The sequence below is a fragment of the Lysobacter korlensis genome, assembly GCF_042434515.1.
Map to the genome: position 1 here is coordinate 497,069 of NZ_JBHLTG010000001.1, position 13,741 is coordinate 510,809.

Annotated in this window: 11 protein-coding genes; 8 read left to right on the top strand and 3 right to left on the bottom strand. The window is 67.7% G+C overall.

The window, feature by feature from the left end:
* The first annotated feature begins 28 nt into the window (after positions 1 to 28).
* The 8 genes from mltB to yedA all read left to right on the top strand — a co-directional run bounded on the left by mltB (position 29) and on the right by yedA (position 10,607).
* Positions 29 to 1,207: a lytic murein transglycosylase B gene (gene mltB, locus ACFFGH_RS02135; protein ID WP_386664401.1), complete on the top strand. Its 1,179-nt coding sequence runs from the start codon at positions 29 to 31 to the stop codon at positions 1,205 to 1,207.
* Positions 1,204 to 2,562: a septal ring lytic transglycosylase RlpA family protein gene (locus ACFFGH_RS02140; protein WP_386664403.1), complete on the top strand. Its 1,359-nt coding sequence runs from the start codon at positions 1,204 to 1,206 to the stop codon at positions 2,560 to 2,562. The genes mltB and ACFFGH_RS02140 overlap by 4 nt, the downstream gene beginning before the upstream one ends.
* Before the next feature lie 46 nt (positions 2,563 to 2,608).
* Positions 2,609 to 3,829 carry a D-alanyl-D-alanine carboxypeptidase family protein gene (locus ACFFGH_RS02145; RefSeq protein ID WP_386664404.1) on the top strand — a complete coding sequence of 407 codons (1,221 nt, stop codon included), beginning with the start codon at positions 2,609 to 2,611 and terminating at the stop codon, positions 3,827 to 3,829.
* A 137-nt stretch (positions 3,830 to 3,966) separates the two neighbouring features.
* Positions 3,967 to 4,245 carry a DUF493 family protein gene (locus ACFFGH_RS02150; RefSeq protein ID WP_386664406.1) on the top strand — a complete coding sequence of 93 codons (279 nt, stop codon included), beginning with the start codon at positions 3,967 to 3,969 and terminating at the stop codon, positions 4,243 to 4,245.
* 46 nt (positions 4,246 to 4,291) lie between these two features.
* On the top strand, positions 4,292 to 4,987 hold the full coding sequence (lipB, locus tag ACFFGH_RS02155; protein ID WP_386664408.1) for a lipoyl(octanoyl) transferase LipB: 696 nt from the start codon (positions 4,292 to 4,294) through the stop codon (positions 4,985 to 4,987).
* Positions 4,988 to 5,048: 61 nt separating this feature from the next.
* On the top strand, positions 5,049 to 6,068 hold the full coding sequence (lipA, locus tag ACFFGH_RS02160) for a lipoyl synthase (protein WP_386664410.1): 1,020 nt from the start codon (positions 5,049 to 5,051) through the stop codon (positions 6,066 to 6,068).
* Between the two features lie 262 nt (positions 6,069 to 6,330).
* Positions 6,331 to 8,592, top strand: a complete 2,262-nt coding sequence (locus ACFFGH_RS02165) for a carboxy terminal-processing peptidase (protein WP_386664412.1) — start codon at positions 6,331 to 6,333, stop codon at positions 8,590 to 8,592.
* A 1,079-nt stretch (positions 8,593 to 9,671) separates the two neighbouring features.
* Positions 9,672 to 10,607: a drug/metabolite exporter YedA gene (yedA, locus tag ACFFGH_RS02170; protein ID WP_386664414.1), complete on the top strand. Its 936-nt coding sequence runs from the start codon at positions 9,672 to 9,674 to the stop codon at positions 10,605 to 10,607.
* 9 nt (positions 10,608 to 10,616) lie between these two features.
* Here the strand turns inward: yedA and ACFFGH_RS02175 are convergent, their stop codons facing one another.
* The 3 genes from ACFFGH_RS02175 to ACFFGH_RS02185 are packed head-to-tail and all read right to left on the bottom strand — an operon-like array spanning position 10,617 to position 13,737.
* Positions 10,617 to 11,804, bottom strand: a complete 1,188-nt coding sequence (locus ACFFGH_RS02175; RefSeq protein WP_386664415.1) for an ABC transporter permease — start codon at positions 11,802 to 11,804, stop codon at positions 10,617 to 10,619.
* A 4-nt stretch (positions 11,805 to 11,808) separates the two neighbouring features.
* The gene (locus tag ACFFGH_RS02180) at positions 11,809 to 12,969 is read right to left on the bottom strand and encodes an ABC transporter permease (protein WP_386664416.1); all 1,161 of its coding nucleotides are present in this window, start codon (positions 12,967 to 12,969) and stop codon (positions 11,809 to 11,811) included.
* Between the two features lie 15 nt (positions 12,970 to 12,984).
* Positions 12,985 to 13,737 carry an ABC transporter ATP-binding protein gene (locus ACFFGH_RS02185; RefSeq protein ID WP_386664417.1) on the bottom strand — a complete coding sequence of 251 codons (753 nt, stop codon included), beginning with the start codon at positions 13,735 to 13,737 and terminating at the stop codon, positions 12,985 to 12,987.
* Between the last annotated feature and the right edge of the window lie 4 nt (positions 13,738 to 13,741).

The window sequence follows — 13,741 nt, forward strand, 5'->3', positions numbered from 1 at the left end:
CTTGGAGCTGCGTGCTACCCTCGCGCCGATGAGCCGAAGCCCCTCCGCCCGACGCATCGTGACCTGCGCGCTTGCGCTAGCCCTTGCGGGCTGCGCCACGCAGGCCCCGCCACCGATTGCACAGGAGCAGGCCGCCGTCGCGCCGCCTGCTCCGCCGCCGACGCTGCCGGTCTTCAAGCCGCCCGGCACGACGCCACTGCCGGATCCGTATCCGCAGATGCCGCTCGAGCAGGCGCGCGCGATGTTCGTGCGCGATACCGCAGCGAAATACGGCGTTGATGCGGCGCACATCGAAGCCGTGCTCGCACGTGCCCAGATGCGCGAACCGATCATCAAGGCCATGTCGCGTCCGGCCGAAGCCAAGCCGTGGCGTGATTACCGCCCGTTGCTGGTCACCGATGCGCGCATCAACGGCGGCCGTGCATTCCTCGAAAAGCACCGTGAGAAACTTGCACGCGTGGAAGCGAAATACGGCGTGCCGGCCGAGGTCATCGTCGCGATCATCGGTATCGAGACCAGCTTCGGTGCGAACACCGGCAAGTACCCGGTTGTCGATGCGCTGTACACGCTCGGCTTCGCGTACCCGCGGACCGGCGATCCGGCCAAGGCCGATCGCGAAGCGCGCCGCGAGGCGTTCTTCCGCAACGAGCTTGGCATGCTGTTCGCGCTCGGCAAGGCTGAAGGCTTCGACGTCGGCACGCTGACCGGCAGCTATGCCGGCGCGATGGGCTGGGGCCAGTTCATGCCGTCGAGCTACCTCGAGTTCGCGGTCGATGGCGACGGCGATGGCAAGCGCGACCTGTTCAACAACCTCGACGATGTGTTCGCTTCGATCGCGAACTACTTCGTGCAGAAGGGCGGCTGGGAGCGCGGTGGCCCGGTGGTTGCGCCCGCGCTCGTCGCTGCCGATGCGAAGCCGTTCGCGCCTGAAGGCTTCGAGCCGGCGTACACGCTCGCCGACCTCGCAGCGCTCGGCTACCGCCCGGCGACGCCGATGCCGCCGCAGCAGGCCGCTACGGTCGTCTACCTCGACGGGGCCACGGGGCGCGAGCCGTGGATCACGTTCCGCAACTTCTACGCGATCACGCGCTACAACATCTCCAAGCACTACGCGATGGCCGTGCACACGCTGGCCGAGGCGATTGCCGGGCGGCAAATGCCGCCCGCCGCGCAGGTGCTGGCGCCGGCCGGATTACCTGGCGCATGAGGGCGCTCATCCTTGCCACGGCGGCCCTCGGGCTCGCCGCCTGCGCCAGCGCGCCGAAGAAGACGGCCGAGTCCGCTTCCCAGCCCCCATTGCCGCCGCTGGCGGTGCCCGCCGCATCTTCCGCGCGGGCGTTGCCGCTGCCGGTTCCGCCGAAGGCCTCACCGTACGCGGCTGCGAAGGAAGATCCGCGCACGCGTGGCGATTACGTCGCGGGTGGCCTGTACAAGCCCGGTGTCGCCGACAGCACGCCCGACTATGTGCCGGACGTCGATGCGATTCCCGAGCCCGACGTCATCGCCGTGCCGCGCTCGCGCGTCGGCAACCGCTCCAGCTACACCGTGCTCGGCAAGACCTACTACGTGCTCGACGACAGCCGTGGCTACGTAGAGCAGGGCATTGCGTCGTATTACGGCCAGAAGTTCCACGGCCGCCGCACCTCGAACCTCGAGGTGTACGACATGTACGCATTCACTGCGGCGCACAAGTCGCTGCCGCTGCCGAGCTTCGCGCGCGTGACCAACCTCGATAACGGCAAGTCCGTCGTCGTGCGCGTCAACGACCGCGGCCCGTTCCACGACGGCCGCGTGATCGATCTGAGCTACGCCGCCGCGGTGAAGCTCGGCATCACCCACCAGGGAACCGGCCGCGTCGAAGTGCGCGCCGTGCATCCGGGCGACAACGGCACGATCTTCGCGGGCAAGGGCAAGCGCGCGCCGGCGATGGGTGCGGTCAACACCAGCCCCGGCGTTGTGCGCAGCGCGCTCGACCGCCTGGTCGCGGCAATCCCGGCCGGCCGCAAGCAACGCAAGATCGCGGGAGCCGAGTCTGCAGCGGCCGCGGTGTCGACGACCCAGGTTGCAGGCGCGACCCCGGTCGCCAGCGCGGACGCGTCGGCTGCGTCGTCCGCCGACGCGCGTTTCGACATGCGCCGGGACGGCAAGCCGATGGGCGCCGACGAGTTCGAGGCGTGGATGAAGGATCGCCAGATCCGCGTCGCGACCGGCCAGCCGACCGCCCTCAAGCCATCTGCGCCGACGCCCGAAGCGGCTGTGTCCCAGGCCGTCGTCCCTCAGGCGGTGTCGGAAGCGCCGCAGGCGGTAGCGGCTTCAGCGAGCGCGGTGACCGAAGGGCTCATGCTGCAGGTCGCAAGCTTCGGCGCACGCAACAACGCCGACCGAGCGCTCACGCTGCTGCGCGAGGCCGGCATCATCGGCGCGCGCCTGCAGGACGGCGTCGCGAACGGCCAGCCGGTGTGGCGCCTGCGCATCGGCCCGGTGGCCGAAGCCGGTGAAGCGGAACTCGCGACGCGGCTCGCCAGTCTGGGTTTCGGCCCGCCCAGGCGCGTACGCGACTGACCTCGAATCGATCCGCCGGCGCATTGCCGGCTCCGGAGACAGACCCATGAAAGCCCGTTCCACCCTTGCCGCTTGGGCCGCTTCCGCCGCGCTGACCGCAGTGTTCGGCCTGGCCCTGGCCCAGTCGCCGGCCGCCCAGCCGAAGCCGGCCGATGCCCCACGCGCGCTCAGCGACTCGCTGCCGATTCCGCCGCCGCCGAAAGTGGTGGGCAAGGCGTGGATCCTGATGGATTCCGCCAGCGGCAACGTGCTGGCCGGTGAAAACATCGACATGCAGGTCGAACCGGCGAGCATCACCAAAGTGATGACGAGCTATGTCGTCGCCGCCGAGATGGCCGGCGGCAAGGTCAAGCCGACCGATCCGGTGATGATGAGCGAGAACGCCTGGCGCGAAGGCGGCGCGGGCACGGACGGCAGCTACTCGGGCTTCGAGGTTAACAAGACCGCACCGCTCGAGCAGATGGAAAAGGGCATGGTGATCCAGTCCGGCAACGATGCCGCGATCGCCCTGGCCGAACACATCGCCGGCAGCACCGACGCGTTCGCCTCGCTGATGAACCAGTACGGCCAGCGCATCGGCATGAAGAACACGAACTTCGTGAATCCGCACGGCCTGCCGGCCGAGGGGCATGTCACGACGGTGCGCGATCTCGCCGTGCTCGGCCGCGCGCTGATCCGCGATTTCCCCGAGGCGTACTCGTACAACAAGATCAAGTCGTTCACGGTCGGGCCGATCACGCAGGCCAACCGCAACCTGCTGCTGTGGCGCGACCCGTCGGTCGACGGCATCAAAACCGGCCACACCTCGAGCGCGGGCTACGGCCTGATGGCCTCGGCCAAGCGCGGCGATCAGCGCCTGATTTCGGTCGTGGTCGGTTCGACCAGCGAGAAGCAGCGCGCCGACGACAGCCAGGCGCTGCTGAACTGGGGCTTCCGGTTCTTCGAGACGCACCGCCTGTTCGAGCCGGCCAAGGCGATCGCGACCCAGAAGGTCTGGAAGGGCGAGGAGAACGAACTCAAGCTCGGCCTCACCGCGCCGATGCTCATCACCGTGCCGCGCGGCCGCTACGACCGCCTGAAGTCGACGATGGACGTGCCGAGCACGCTGGTCGCGCCGATCAAGAAGGGCCAGCAGATCGGTACCGTTAAGGTCACGCTCGACGGCAAGCCGGTCGCGCAGCGCCCGCTGGTCGCGCTCGAAGCGGTCGAGGAGGCCGGCTTCTTCAAGCGCCTGTGGCATGAACTGCTGATGTGGTGGGAGTCGTAACCGTCTGCCGCCGCGATTTCCCGCCGGCGGCTGCAACGCTCCACTGATCCTCGAAAGGCCGCCACAGGGCGGCCTTTCGTTTTCCGCGGCGGCTGCCGGCTCTTGGGTCGCCCTGCTTCCGCACCCATAATCCGCGCATGGAAATCCATTCCGACAATCCCGAGCACGGGTTCCAGTTCCCGGGCATGTTCGAACTGAGCGCGATGGGCCTGGCGCAAACCGGGCTGGAGCGCGCGCTGCCGCAGCGGCTGCGCGACGCCGGCATCGAGGTACTCGACGGCGCCGTGCAGGCCCGCCAGTCGTCCGGCGGCAAGTACGTGTCAGTGCGGGTTGCATTCCTGGCCGCGAGCCGCGAGCACTACGACCGCGCGCACCAGGTGCTGCGCGACCACCCGGACGTGAAGTGGACGCTCTGATCCGCGCAGCCGCCGCAAATCGATCCCCGGTCGCACGCGCTACCTCATGAATGCGCTCGCGCACCCGGTCGCGGCGTCTGACGGCGCTTCGGCGCGGCCCGCCGCGCGCGTGCGCGACCTGGGCCTGCAGCCGTACGAGCCCATCTGGCGCGCGATGCAGGCGTTCACCGATACACGCGGCGACGACACGCCCGACGAGCTGTGGCTGGTCGAGCATTCGCCGGTGTTCACGCTTGGCCAGGCCGGCAAGCCCGAGCACGTGCTGATGCCGGGGAATATCCCGGTGCTGCAGGTCGATCGCGGCGGTCAGGTCACCTATCACGGCCCGGGCCAGCTCGTGGTCTATCCGCTGCTCGACCTGCGCCGGCTCGACATTGGCGTGCGCGAATACGTCGAGCGAATCGAGCAGGCGGTCATCGACACCCTCGACGAGTGGAACATCGAGGGCGCGCGCCGCGACGGCGCGCCCGGCGTTTACGTGAACGGTGCAAAAGTCATGGCGCTCGGTATCCGCGTGCGCCGCGGCTGCACGTTCCATGGGCTCGCGTTCAACATCGCGATGGACCTCGAGCCGTTCCGCCGCATCAACCCCTGCGGCTACGCCGGTCTGCAGGTCACCTCGGTGGCCGATCTCGGCGGGCCGTCGGGTATCGCGGCGGTCAAGCCGGTGCTGCTGGAGCAGATCGCACGCCAGTTCACGCTCGCGCTCGAGCCCTGCGACGCGCCGACCTCGCAAACCTGAGAAAATACGGGCCCGGCCGCGGCTTCCCGCGCCGGTCTGTCCGCCTTTCGAGAACACTGCCATGACCGACGCCGCCTCCAGGACCATCCCGCTCGCGGTCGTCGGCACCGACACGGCGACGCAGCCGGCCGCGCTGCAGCAGGGCGTCAAGCAGCTCGGCGGCGACAAGATCGCGCGCAGCCCGGTGCAGTTCGCCGACGCGCCGCTGCTGCGTAAACCTTCCTGGATCCGCGTGCGCATCCCGTCGGGCAACTCGGTGCAGCAACTCAAGGCCAAGCTGCGCGAGAACCGCCTCGTCACCGTATGCGAGGAGGCCAGCTGCCCGAACATCCACGAATGCTTCAGCCACGGCACCGCGACGTTCATGATCCTCGGCGAGGTCTGCACGCGCCGCTGCAGCTTCTGCGACGTCGCCCACGGCCGTCCGAAGCCGCCGGATGCGAGTGAGCCGCTGAGCCTGGCGACCACGGTCGCGGACATGGGCCTGAAGTACGTCGTGGTGACCAGCGTCGACCGCGACGACCTGCGCGACGGCGGCGCCCAGCACTTCGTCGACTGCATCCGCGCGATCCGCGAGCACAGCCCGCGCACGAAGATCGAGATCCTCACGCCGGATTTCCGCGGCAAGGGCCGCATGGACCGCGCGCTCGAGATCCTCGCGACGAGCCCGCCGGACGTGTTCAACCACAACGTCGAGACCGTGCCCGAGCTCTATCGCAACGTGCGGCCCGGCGCGGACTACCAGTGGTCGCTGACGCTGCTGCAGCGCTTCAAGGCGCAGCATCCGGAGGTCGCGACCAAGTCCGGCATCATGCTGGGCCTCGGCGAGGACATGGAGCAGGTGCAGGGCACGCTGCGCGACCTGCGCGCGCATGACGTGGACATGATCACGATCGGCCAGTACCTGCAGCCAACGCCGCACCACCACCCGGTGCTGCGCTACTGGACGCCCGAGGAGTTCAAGGCACTCGAGGACTACGGCATGTCGCTGGGATTCACGCATGTCGCCTCGGGCCCGCTCGTGCGTTCGTCCTACCACGCCGACCGCCAGGCGATCGACGCGGGTTTCGTCGCCGCATAGACACGCGCACGATGCAACGCAACGTTGCATCCCGCCGCGCCGGCATACCGTATCGATAACGGCGATGTAACCCGTCGCTCACGGCTGTGCGCGCAAGCTGGGTTTGCCGATGAACGGCGACCTGCCGCAGTGCCCGGCCCGGGTGTGGCGCAGGTGACAGGCTCGGCAACTTTCGGCACTGTGGAGTTGTCGAAAGCCGTACGAAGCTGACGACATTCCCCTGCTGTACTAGCCAGGCCGCGCAGGCCGCGATCGCATGCCTATGAAAGCACTCTCCCGCCGTACCTACCTGTCCGCCGCGCTGCTGCTGGCCGCGCCGCTCGCGCTGCTGGGCGCCGATACGCCGGTGGTTCCGCCGGTCGCATCGCCGGCAACCGACGCGCAGGCCGACAAAGCGCTGATCGACAAGGCGAAGGTGACTTCGTTGCCGGCGGCGCCGACGACCGACCAGGTCACTGCGGCGAAGCTCGTGTACGGCCTGCTGTCCGACAGCCGCTACGCCTACCGGCCGCGCCCGCTCGATGACGCGCTGTCGACCGACATGTACGAGCGCTACCTCGAATCGCTGGATGGATCCAAGCAGTTCTTCACTGCGGCCGACATCGCGAAGTTCGACGCATACAAGCTCAAGCTCGACGACGCGATCAAGGCCGGCCGCCTCGATCCCGCGTACGCGATGTTCTCGCTCTACCGCAAGCGGGTCGACGAACGCGTCGCGTACGCGCGCAACCTGCTCAAGCAGGACATCTTCGAGTTCGAAGGCAGCGACCGCTTCGAATACGACCGCGAAGAGGCCGCTTGGCCCGCCGACACCGCTGCGCTCGATGCGCTGTGGAAGCAGTCGGTGCGCAATGATTGGCTGCGCCTGAAGCTCGCGGGCAAGAAGCCCGACGAGATCCGCAAGACGCTCGACAAGCGTTATACGAACCTCGCCAGCGGCATCGCCGAGCTCAAGGGCGAGGACGTCTTCCAGACGTTCGTCAATTCGTACGCGAACGCGATCGATCCGCACACCGATTACTTCACCCCGCGCTCGGCCGACAACTTCAACCTGTCGATGTCGCTCTCGCTCGAGGGCATCGGCGCGGTGTTGCAGCGCCAGGACGACGTGGTCGCGATCCGCGAGATCGTGCCCGGCGGTCCGGCCAGCAAGTCCGGCAAGGTCAAGCCCGGCGATCGCGTGGTCGCGGTCGGGCAGGGCGAGAGCGGGCCGATGGAAGACGTGGTCGGCTGGCGCATCGACGACGTGGTCGCGAAGATCCGCGGCGAGAAGGGCACGAAGGTGCGGCTCGACGTGATCCCGGCCGAGGCCGATCTGGACAGCAAGCCCGCGCGCGTCGTGATGGTGCGCGAGAAGGTGCGGCTCGAGGACCAGGCCGCGAAGTCCGAGATCCTGACGATCCCGGCCGGCGCGTCGGGGCAGGCGGAAAAGCGCATCGGCGTGATCGAGTTGCCGGGCTTCTACCAAGATTTCGAAGGCCGTCGCCTCAACAAGGGCGACTACGCCTCGGCCACGCGTGACGTCGCCAAGCTGCTCGCCAAGCTGCGCGCGGAGAACGTCGATGGCGTCGTGCTGGACCTTCGCAACAACGGCGGTGGCTCGCTCAACGAAGCGATCGAACTGACTGGCCTGTTCATCGACCGTGGTCCGGTCGTGCAGGTGCGCGAGTCCGGTGGGCGCGTTAGCGTCGAAAGCGACCAGGACGCTGGCATCGCATGGGAAGGCCCGCTCGCGGTGCTGATCAACCGCGGCTCGGCGTCGGCATCGGAGATCTTCGCCGGTGCGATCCAGGACTACGGCCGCGGCCTCGTGATCGGCGAGACCAGCTTCGGCAAGGGCACGGTGCAGAACCTCGTCGACCTCGACCGTTGGCCGGCAAACGAGGCCGCGCGCTTCGGCCAAGTCAAGCTGACGATCGCGCAATTCTTCCGCCCCAGCGGCGGCTCGACGCAGAACAAGGGCATCGTGCCGGACATCACGTTCCCGGCGTCGGTCGATGCGAGCGAGTTCGGCGAGAGCACCTACGAGAACGCGCTGCCGTGGACGCGCATCGCGGCGGTGCCGCACACGCGCTACGGCAACTTCGCGCCGCTGCTGCCCAAGCTCGACGCGCTGCACGAGGCACGCACAAAGGGCGACCGCGAGTTCCAGTGGTGGGCCGAGGACGTGGCGCAGTTCCGCGAGAAGCAGGCCGAGAAGTCGATCTCGCTCAACGAGGCCGAGCGCCGCGCCGAGCGTGACCGCGAGGACACCAAGCGCAAGCAGCGCCAGGCCGAGCGGCTTTCCCTCGGACTCGCGCTTGATCCGCTTGCCGATGACAGCGCTGATGATGGCCTGCAGGCCGGCGAACGCGACCTGCGCAAGGACGTGGCGCGCGAGAAGGCGGCCGAGGACCGCCCGGATCCGCTGCTGCGCGAGTCGGCGGCGATCCTGGCCGATGCGATTCGCCTGCTCAACAACGACGGCAAGCTGTCGGCGCAGGTGCTGCCGACCGCGCAGCAGCCGGGGCATTGGGCGGACTGAGCGCAGACATTGCTGTTTGAGCAGAAAAAGGCCCGGGAAACCGGGCCTTTTTCTTCGGGTGGCACTGCAGGCGCGAGTGTAGGTACCAGCGTGACAAGTCGTTTCTTGAGCCGTGAGCCGTGAGCGGGAGGCTAAGTGCAGCGCCGCTTTGGGTGAAGCAGGATGTTGCCGCTTGCCGCTTGCCGCTTGCCGCTTGCCGCTTGCCGCTTGCCGCTTGCCGCTTGCCGCTTGCCGGTTGCCGGTTGCCCGTTGCCCGTTGTCCGTTGTTAGGAGTCGGTTGTTGCTTCTTTCTAGTCGCCTTTGCACTTCAGCGTGACCCAAACGCCGAGTCGGTCGTCGACCCGAAGGGCGGCGGGCATGGATGCCCGCCGTTTTCCGACTGAGCCAAGGATTGGCGAATCGGAAAATCCCGAGCAGCCGTCCGATCGCCAGCTGTAGATCCCTCGGGGAAAAGCCCTTTCTTTTGGTTACTTTTCTTTGGGCCAGCAAAGAAAAGTGACCCGCCGCAAGGCGGAAGCCCTTGCTCCAAACGCTGTTGGCTTAAGTCGCGAAAAAAGCGCGTGCGCAGCGCGAGCTCCAGCTTCGACATGACGTTCGGCCGCGCTCGCAGCGACATGCGAGGAGGAGCAACAGCTTCCGCCTGCGGGCGGGTCACTTTTCTTTGCTGGCCCAAAGAAAAGTAACCAAAAGAAATGGCCTTCCCCGGCAGGGCACAGGCTCGCGATCGGATAGTCGCCGGGGATTTTCCGATTCGCCATTCCATGGCTCAGTCGGAAAACGGCGGGCATCCATGCCCGCCGCCCTCCGGGTCTACGGGTGACTCGGCGCTTGGGTTCCGGCCAAGATCAACGGCAGCAAGCAGCAAGCAGCAAGCAGCAAGCAGCAAGCAGCGACAAGCAGTGCAGGGCGCGCAGCCCGACCTCAGGGAGCCCGGAGCCCGAATCATCTATCGACGAGCGACGAGCGACGAGCGACGAGCGACGAGCGACGAGCGACCACCCCGAGCAAACAGCCATGCCCGGACGTATCGGCCGTACCTGCCGTAGCCGACAATGGCGCTCCGCCCGCGCGACGCCTGCATGAACGCCCCTGTCGACCCTGCCCCCAGGCCCGTATCCGCGCTCGCGGTAGCCGCCGCGCTCGTCACGCTCTACGTGCTGTGGGGCTCGACCTACCTCGCGATCCGCTTCGCGCTGGAAAGCTACCCGCCGTTCCTGCTCGGTGCGATCCGCATGTCGATCGCCGGCGCACTGATGTATGCGGTGCTGCGTGCGCGCGGTGCGCGGCCGCCGAGCGCGAAGCAGTGGCGCACGCTCGCGGTGCTGTCGATCTTCATGGTGCTGCTGTCGAACGGTCTGGTGAACCTGGCCGAGACCGAGGTCGGCTCCGGTATCGCAGCAATCGCGGTCGCCTCGATGCCGCTGTTCGCCGGCGTGTTCGCGATGCTGCGCGGCCGCCACCCCTCGCGCATCGAATGGGTCGGTCTGGTGATCGGCTTCCTCGGCGTGATCTGGCTCAACGCCGGCAGCGAACTGTCGTCGTCGTGGCTGGGCCTGGTGTGCCTGACGATCGCGCCGATCGCCTGGGCCTGGGGCTCGATCTGGAGCCGCGACCAGGACCTGCCCGAGCCGTTCATGTCGGCGAGCGGCCAGATGCTCTGCGGCAGCGTGTGGATGCTGCTCGCCGCGCTGCTGCACGGCGAGGGAATGACCGTGGCGCCCACGCTCGACGCGACGCTCGCGCTCGGCTGGCTGATCGTGGCCGGATCGATCTTCGGCTTCACCGCCTACATCTGGCTGCTGCACCACGTGCGGCCCGCGCTTGCGACGAGCTACGCGTATGTGAACCCGCCGATCGCAGTGCTGTTCGGTGCGCTTCTCGGCGGCGAGGTGTTCACGCTCAACGACATCGGCGCGATGGCGGTGATCCTGGTTGGCGTGGTGATCATCACGCTGTCGAAGGCGCGCAAGGCCAAGCCCGTGGTGCCGGCGGTGCCAAGCGAGCCGCCGGCCTAGCCGCGCCGATCAGGTCGCCCGCAGCGCTTCGGTCACTGGAATACGCGCTGCGCGCAGCGCCGGCATCAGGCCGCCCAGGAAACCGATCAGCAGCGCCCACAGCAGGCCCTGGATCACGAGGTCGGGCGTTACCGCGAAGTTGAACGCGACCTGGGTGAACGAGCCCGGGCTCAGCGTCGACACGCTGTAGCCGTTGAACAGCACGTACGCGAGCACCGCACCGACCAGCCCGCCGCTGACCGCGAGCACCAGCGCTTCGGCCATCACCGACGCGATCACGGGCAGGCGCCCGAACCCGAGCGCGCGCAGCGTGCCGATCTCGCGCGTGCGTGCCGACACCGCCGAGTACATCGTGTTGAGTGCGCCGAACAGCGCACCGAACGCCATGATCACCGTGATCACATTCGTAAGCATGCGGATCAGCCCGGTCAGCGTTTCGGATTGTTCGCTGAAGAAATCGATCTCGCGCTCGACGTCGACGGTGAGCTGCGGGTCGTTGAGCAGGCGCGCCTTGAAGCTGTCGAACGCCGCGCCGTCCGGCAGTTGCACGAGCACCGAGGAGTAGCCGGTGCGGCCGAACGCGCCCTGCACCGATTCGGTATCGGCCCACAGCTCGGATTCGTGGCCGTCGCCGTCGGATTCGAATGCGCCGACGATCGTCCAGTACGAGCCCTTGAACAGCAGCCGCTCGCCGACGTCGAGCCCGGCGAACTGCTGCTGCGCGCTGCGTCCGACCACCAGTTCCTGCAGCCCGGGCCTGAAGCGCCGGCCCTCGACAATGCTGATTTCCGGCCGCAGCTCGAACGCGTTCGGCTGCACACCACGCAGCGTGACGTTGGTGCTGCCGCCTTCGCCTTTGCGCGCGACTTCGGTGATCACGATGATTTCGCCCGATGCGAGCGGCAGGCCGCTGCGCCCGCGCACGATCGCCGGGTCCTGCTTGATCAGCGTGACGAGCTCGCGGTCGATGAAGCTCGACAGCTCGGCGTTGCTGCCCGCGCGCAGCACGACCGCGCGGTCGGCGCGCCCGGTCGTGCCGAGCGTGCGTGTTAGCCCGGCCGACATCGACAGCATCGCGACCAGCACCGCGACGACGCCGGCGATGCCGACGACGATGACGAGAGAGGCGCCCCACCGCTGCGGAATGCTCTGCAGGTTCATCGCGACGATTTCGCGGATCTGGCGCAGGGTGTTCATGTGCTCAGCGCCCCGCCAGCGCGTCGACGATCTTCAGCCGCTTCGCGCGCAGCGCTGGCGGCAGGCCAACCGCGCTAGCGAGCACCACCACTGCGCCGAGCACGAACAACCACACCCGCTTGTCCGGCTGCAGCGGCGGAAACTGCGGCGGCAGGTTCGCGGTGATCACCGCGGCCAGCAGCATCCCTAAGCCCGCGCCGAGCAGACACAGCAGCAGCGCTTCGGCGAGCACCAGCCACAGCACTGTGCGATCGGTGAAGCCCAGGCACTTGAGCACCGCAAGTTCGGGAATGCGCTCGCGCACGGCCTGGCTCATCGTGAAGCCGGTGAGGATCAGGATCGTGAAGAACACTGCGCCCGAGATCGCGTTCATGATGAAACCGATGTCGCCGAACTGACGCACGAAGTTGAGCTGGAAGTCCTGCTCGTTCTGGCTCTTGGTTTCGTCGGCCGAGTTCGCGAAGCGGCGGTCGATCTCGGCCGCCACACGCGGCGAATCGAGCGGATCGGCGACGCGCACGACGAACACGCCGGCCAGTCCTTTCGCGCGCGGATTGCGCGCTTCGTCGAACTGCCCGTAGTTGAGGTACATCAACTGCGTCTGGTCCTGCCACTTCTGGTCCTTGCCGTCGAAGATGCCGACCAGGCGCCATTCCCAGACACGGCTGCCGTCGGCCTTGGTCCAGATGAAGCTGTTGAGCGGGATGATGTCGCCGATCTCCCAGCCGTACTGCTCGGCAAGGTTGCGTCCGACGATCGCGCCGTCCTGGGTCGAGATGAATGCGCGCCACTGCTCTTCGGGCATCACCCACTCGGGGTAGGTTTCGCGCAGCCGCTGCGGGCCGACCACGAACTGCGGAAAGCCCATGCGCTCGTCGCGGTACTGGCCGCCGAAGAACTGCGAAAAACCCACGCGCTCGACGCCCGGGATCGCTTCGAGCTGCGGCAGCAGCCGCATCGGCAGCGGCTGGGTGAAGCTCGTCTTCGCCTGCACGATCAGCCGGTTCGCGCCGAGAAAATCAGCGCCGCCGGCGAACAGCGAATTGACCGCCTGCAGCAGCCCGATCAGCAGGAACGCGGCGGTCAACGACAGCAGCGTGAACACCGTGCGCGTCTTCTTGCGCAGCAGTGCGGTCCATACGAGCGGGAAGTACTTGCGCAGCACGATCGTGGCCCGGCCTCAGTGCGGTGCCGCGCCGTCGATGAGCGTGCTGTCGACCAGCGTGCCCTTGTCCAGGTGCACGGTGCGGCGCGCGTACTCGGCCGCCTTCGGGTCGTGCGTGACCATCACGATCGTCTTGCCGAACTCGCGGTTGAGTTGCTGCAGCAGCGTGAGCACTTCGTCCGCGGTCTTTCGATCGAGATCGCCGGTGGGCTCGTCGCAGATCAACAGCAGCGGGTCCGACACCAGTGCACGTGCGATCGCGACGCGCTGCTGCTGGCCGCCGGAGAGTTCATTCGGTTTGTGCTTGGCGCGCTCGCCCAGGCCCACCAGATCGAGCGCGAGCTTCGCGCGGCGCGTGCGCTCGGCCGCGCCCATGTCGGTCAGCAGAAGCGGCAGCTCGACGTTGCGCTGCGCGCTCAGCACCGGCATCAGGTTGTAGCTCTGGAAAATGAAGCCGACCGTGTTCGCGCGCCATGCCGCGAGCGAATCGCCGTCGAGGTCGTCGATCGCGACGCCATCGACGCGCAGCTCACCACCGCTAGGCGAGTCGAGCCCACCGATCAGGTTCAGCAGCGTGGTCTTGCCGGAGCCTGATGGCCCCATCAGCGCGACGAAATCGCCGTGCGGGATGTCGAGGTCGATGTGGTGCAGCACTTCGATGCGCTGCTTGCCGCGCTCGTAGACCTTCGTGAGGTCGCGGATCTCGACCAGCGGCGTCGTACCGCCGCGTGCCGGCTCGGGCCCGATATGTGGCGCGTCGGTGGGCATCGCG

Coding starts and splice junctions, on each gene's coding strand:
- ACFFGH_RS02175 (WP_386664415.1), bottom strand. CDS start 11,804: ATGAACACCCTGCGCCAGATCCGCGAAATCGTCGCGATGAACCTGCAG.
- lipA (WP_386664410.1), top strand. CDS start 5,049: ATGACCGACGCCGCCTCCAGGACCATCCCGCTCGCGGTCGTCGGCACC.
- mltB (WP_386664401.1), top strand. CDS start 29: ATGAGCCGAAGCCCCTCCGCCCGACGCATCGTGACCTGCGCGCTTGCG.
- ACFFGH_RS02150 (WP_386664406.1), top strand. CDS start 3,967: ATGGAAATCCATTCCGACAATCCCGAGCACGGGTTCCAGTTCCCGGGC.
- ACFFGH_RS02140 (WP_386664403.1), top strand. CDS start 1,204: ATGAGGGCGCTCATCCTTGCCACGGCGGCCCTCGGGCTCGCCGCCTGC.
- yedA (WP_386664414.1), top strand. CDS start 9,672: ATGAACGCCCCTGTCGACCCTGCCCCCAGGCCCGTATCCGCGCTCGCG.
- ACFFGH_RS02185 (WP_386664417.1), bottom strand. CDS start 13,737: ATGCCCACCGACGCGCCACATATCGGGCCCGAGCCGGCACGCGGCGGT.
- ACFFGH_RS02165 (WP_386664412.1), top strand. CDS start 6,331: ATGAAAGCACTCTCCCGCCGTACCTACCTGTCCGCCGCGCTGCTGCTG.
- lipB (WP_386664408.1), top strand. CDS start 4,292: ATGAATGCGCTCGCGCACCCGGTCGCGGCGTCTGACGGCGCTTCGGCG.
- ACFFGH_RS02145 (WP_386664404.1), top strand. CDS start 2,609: ATGAAAGCCCGTTCCACCCTTGCCGCTTGGGCCGCTTCCGCCGCGCTG.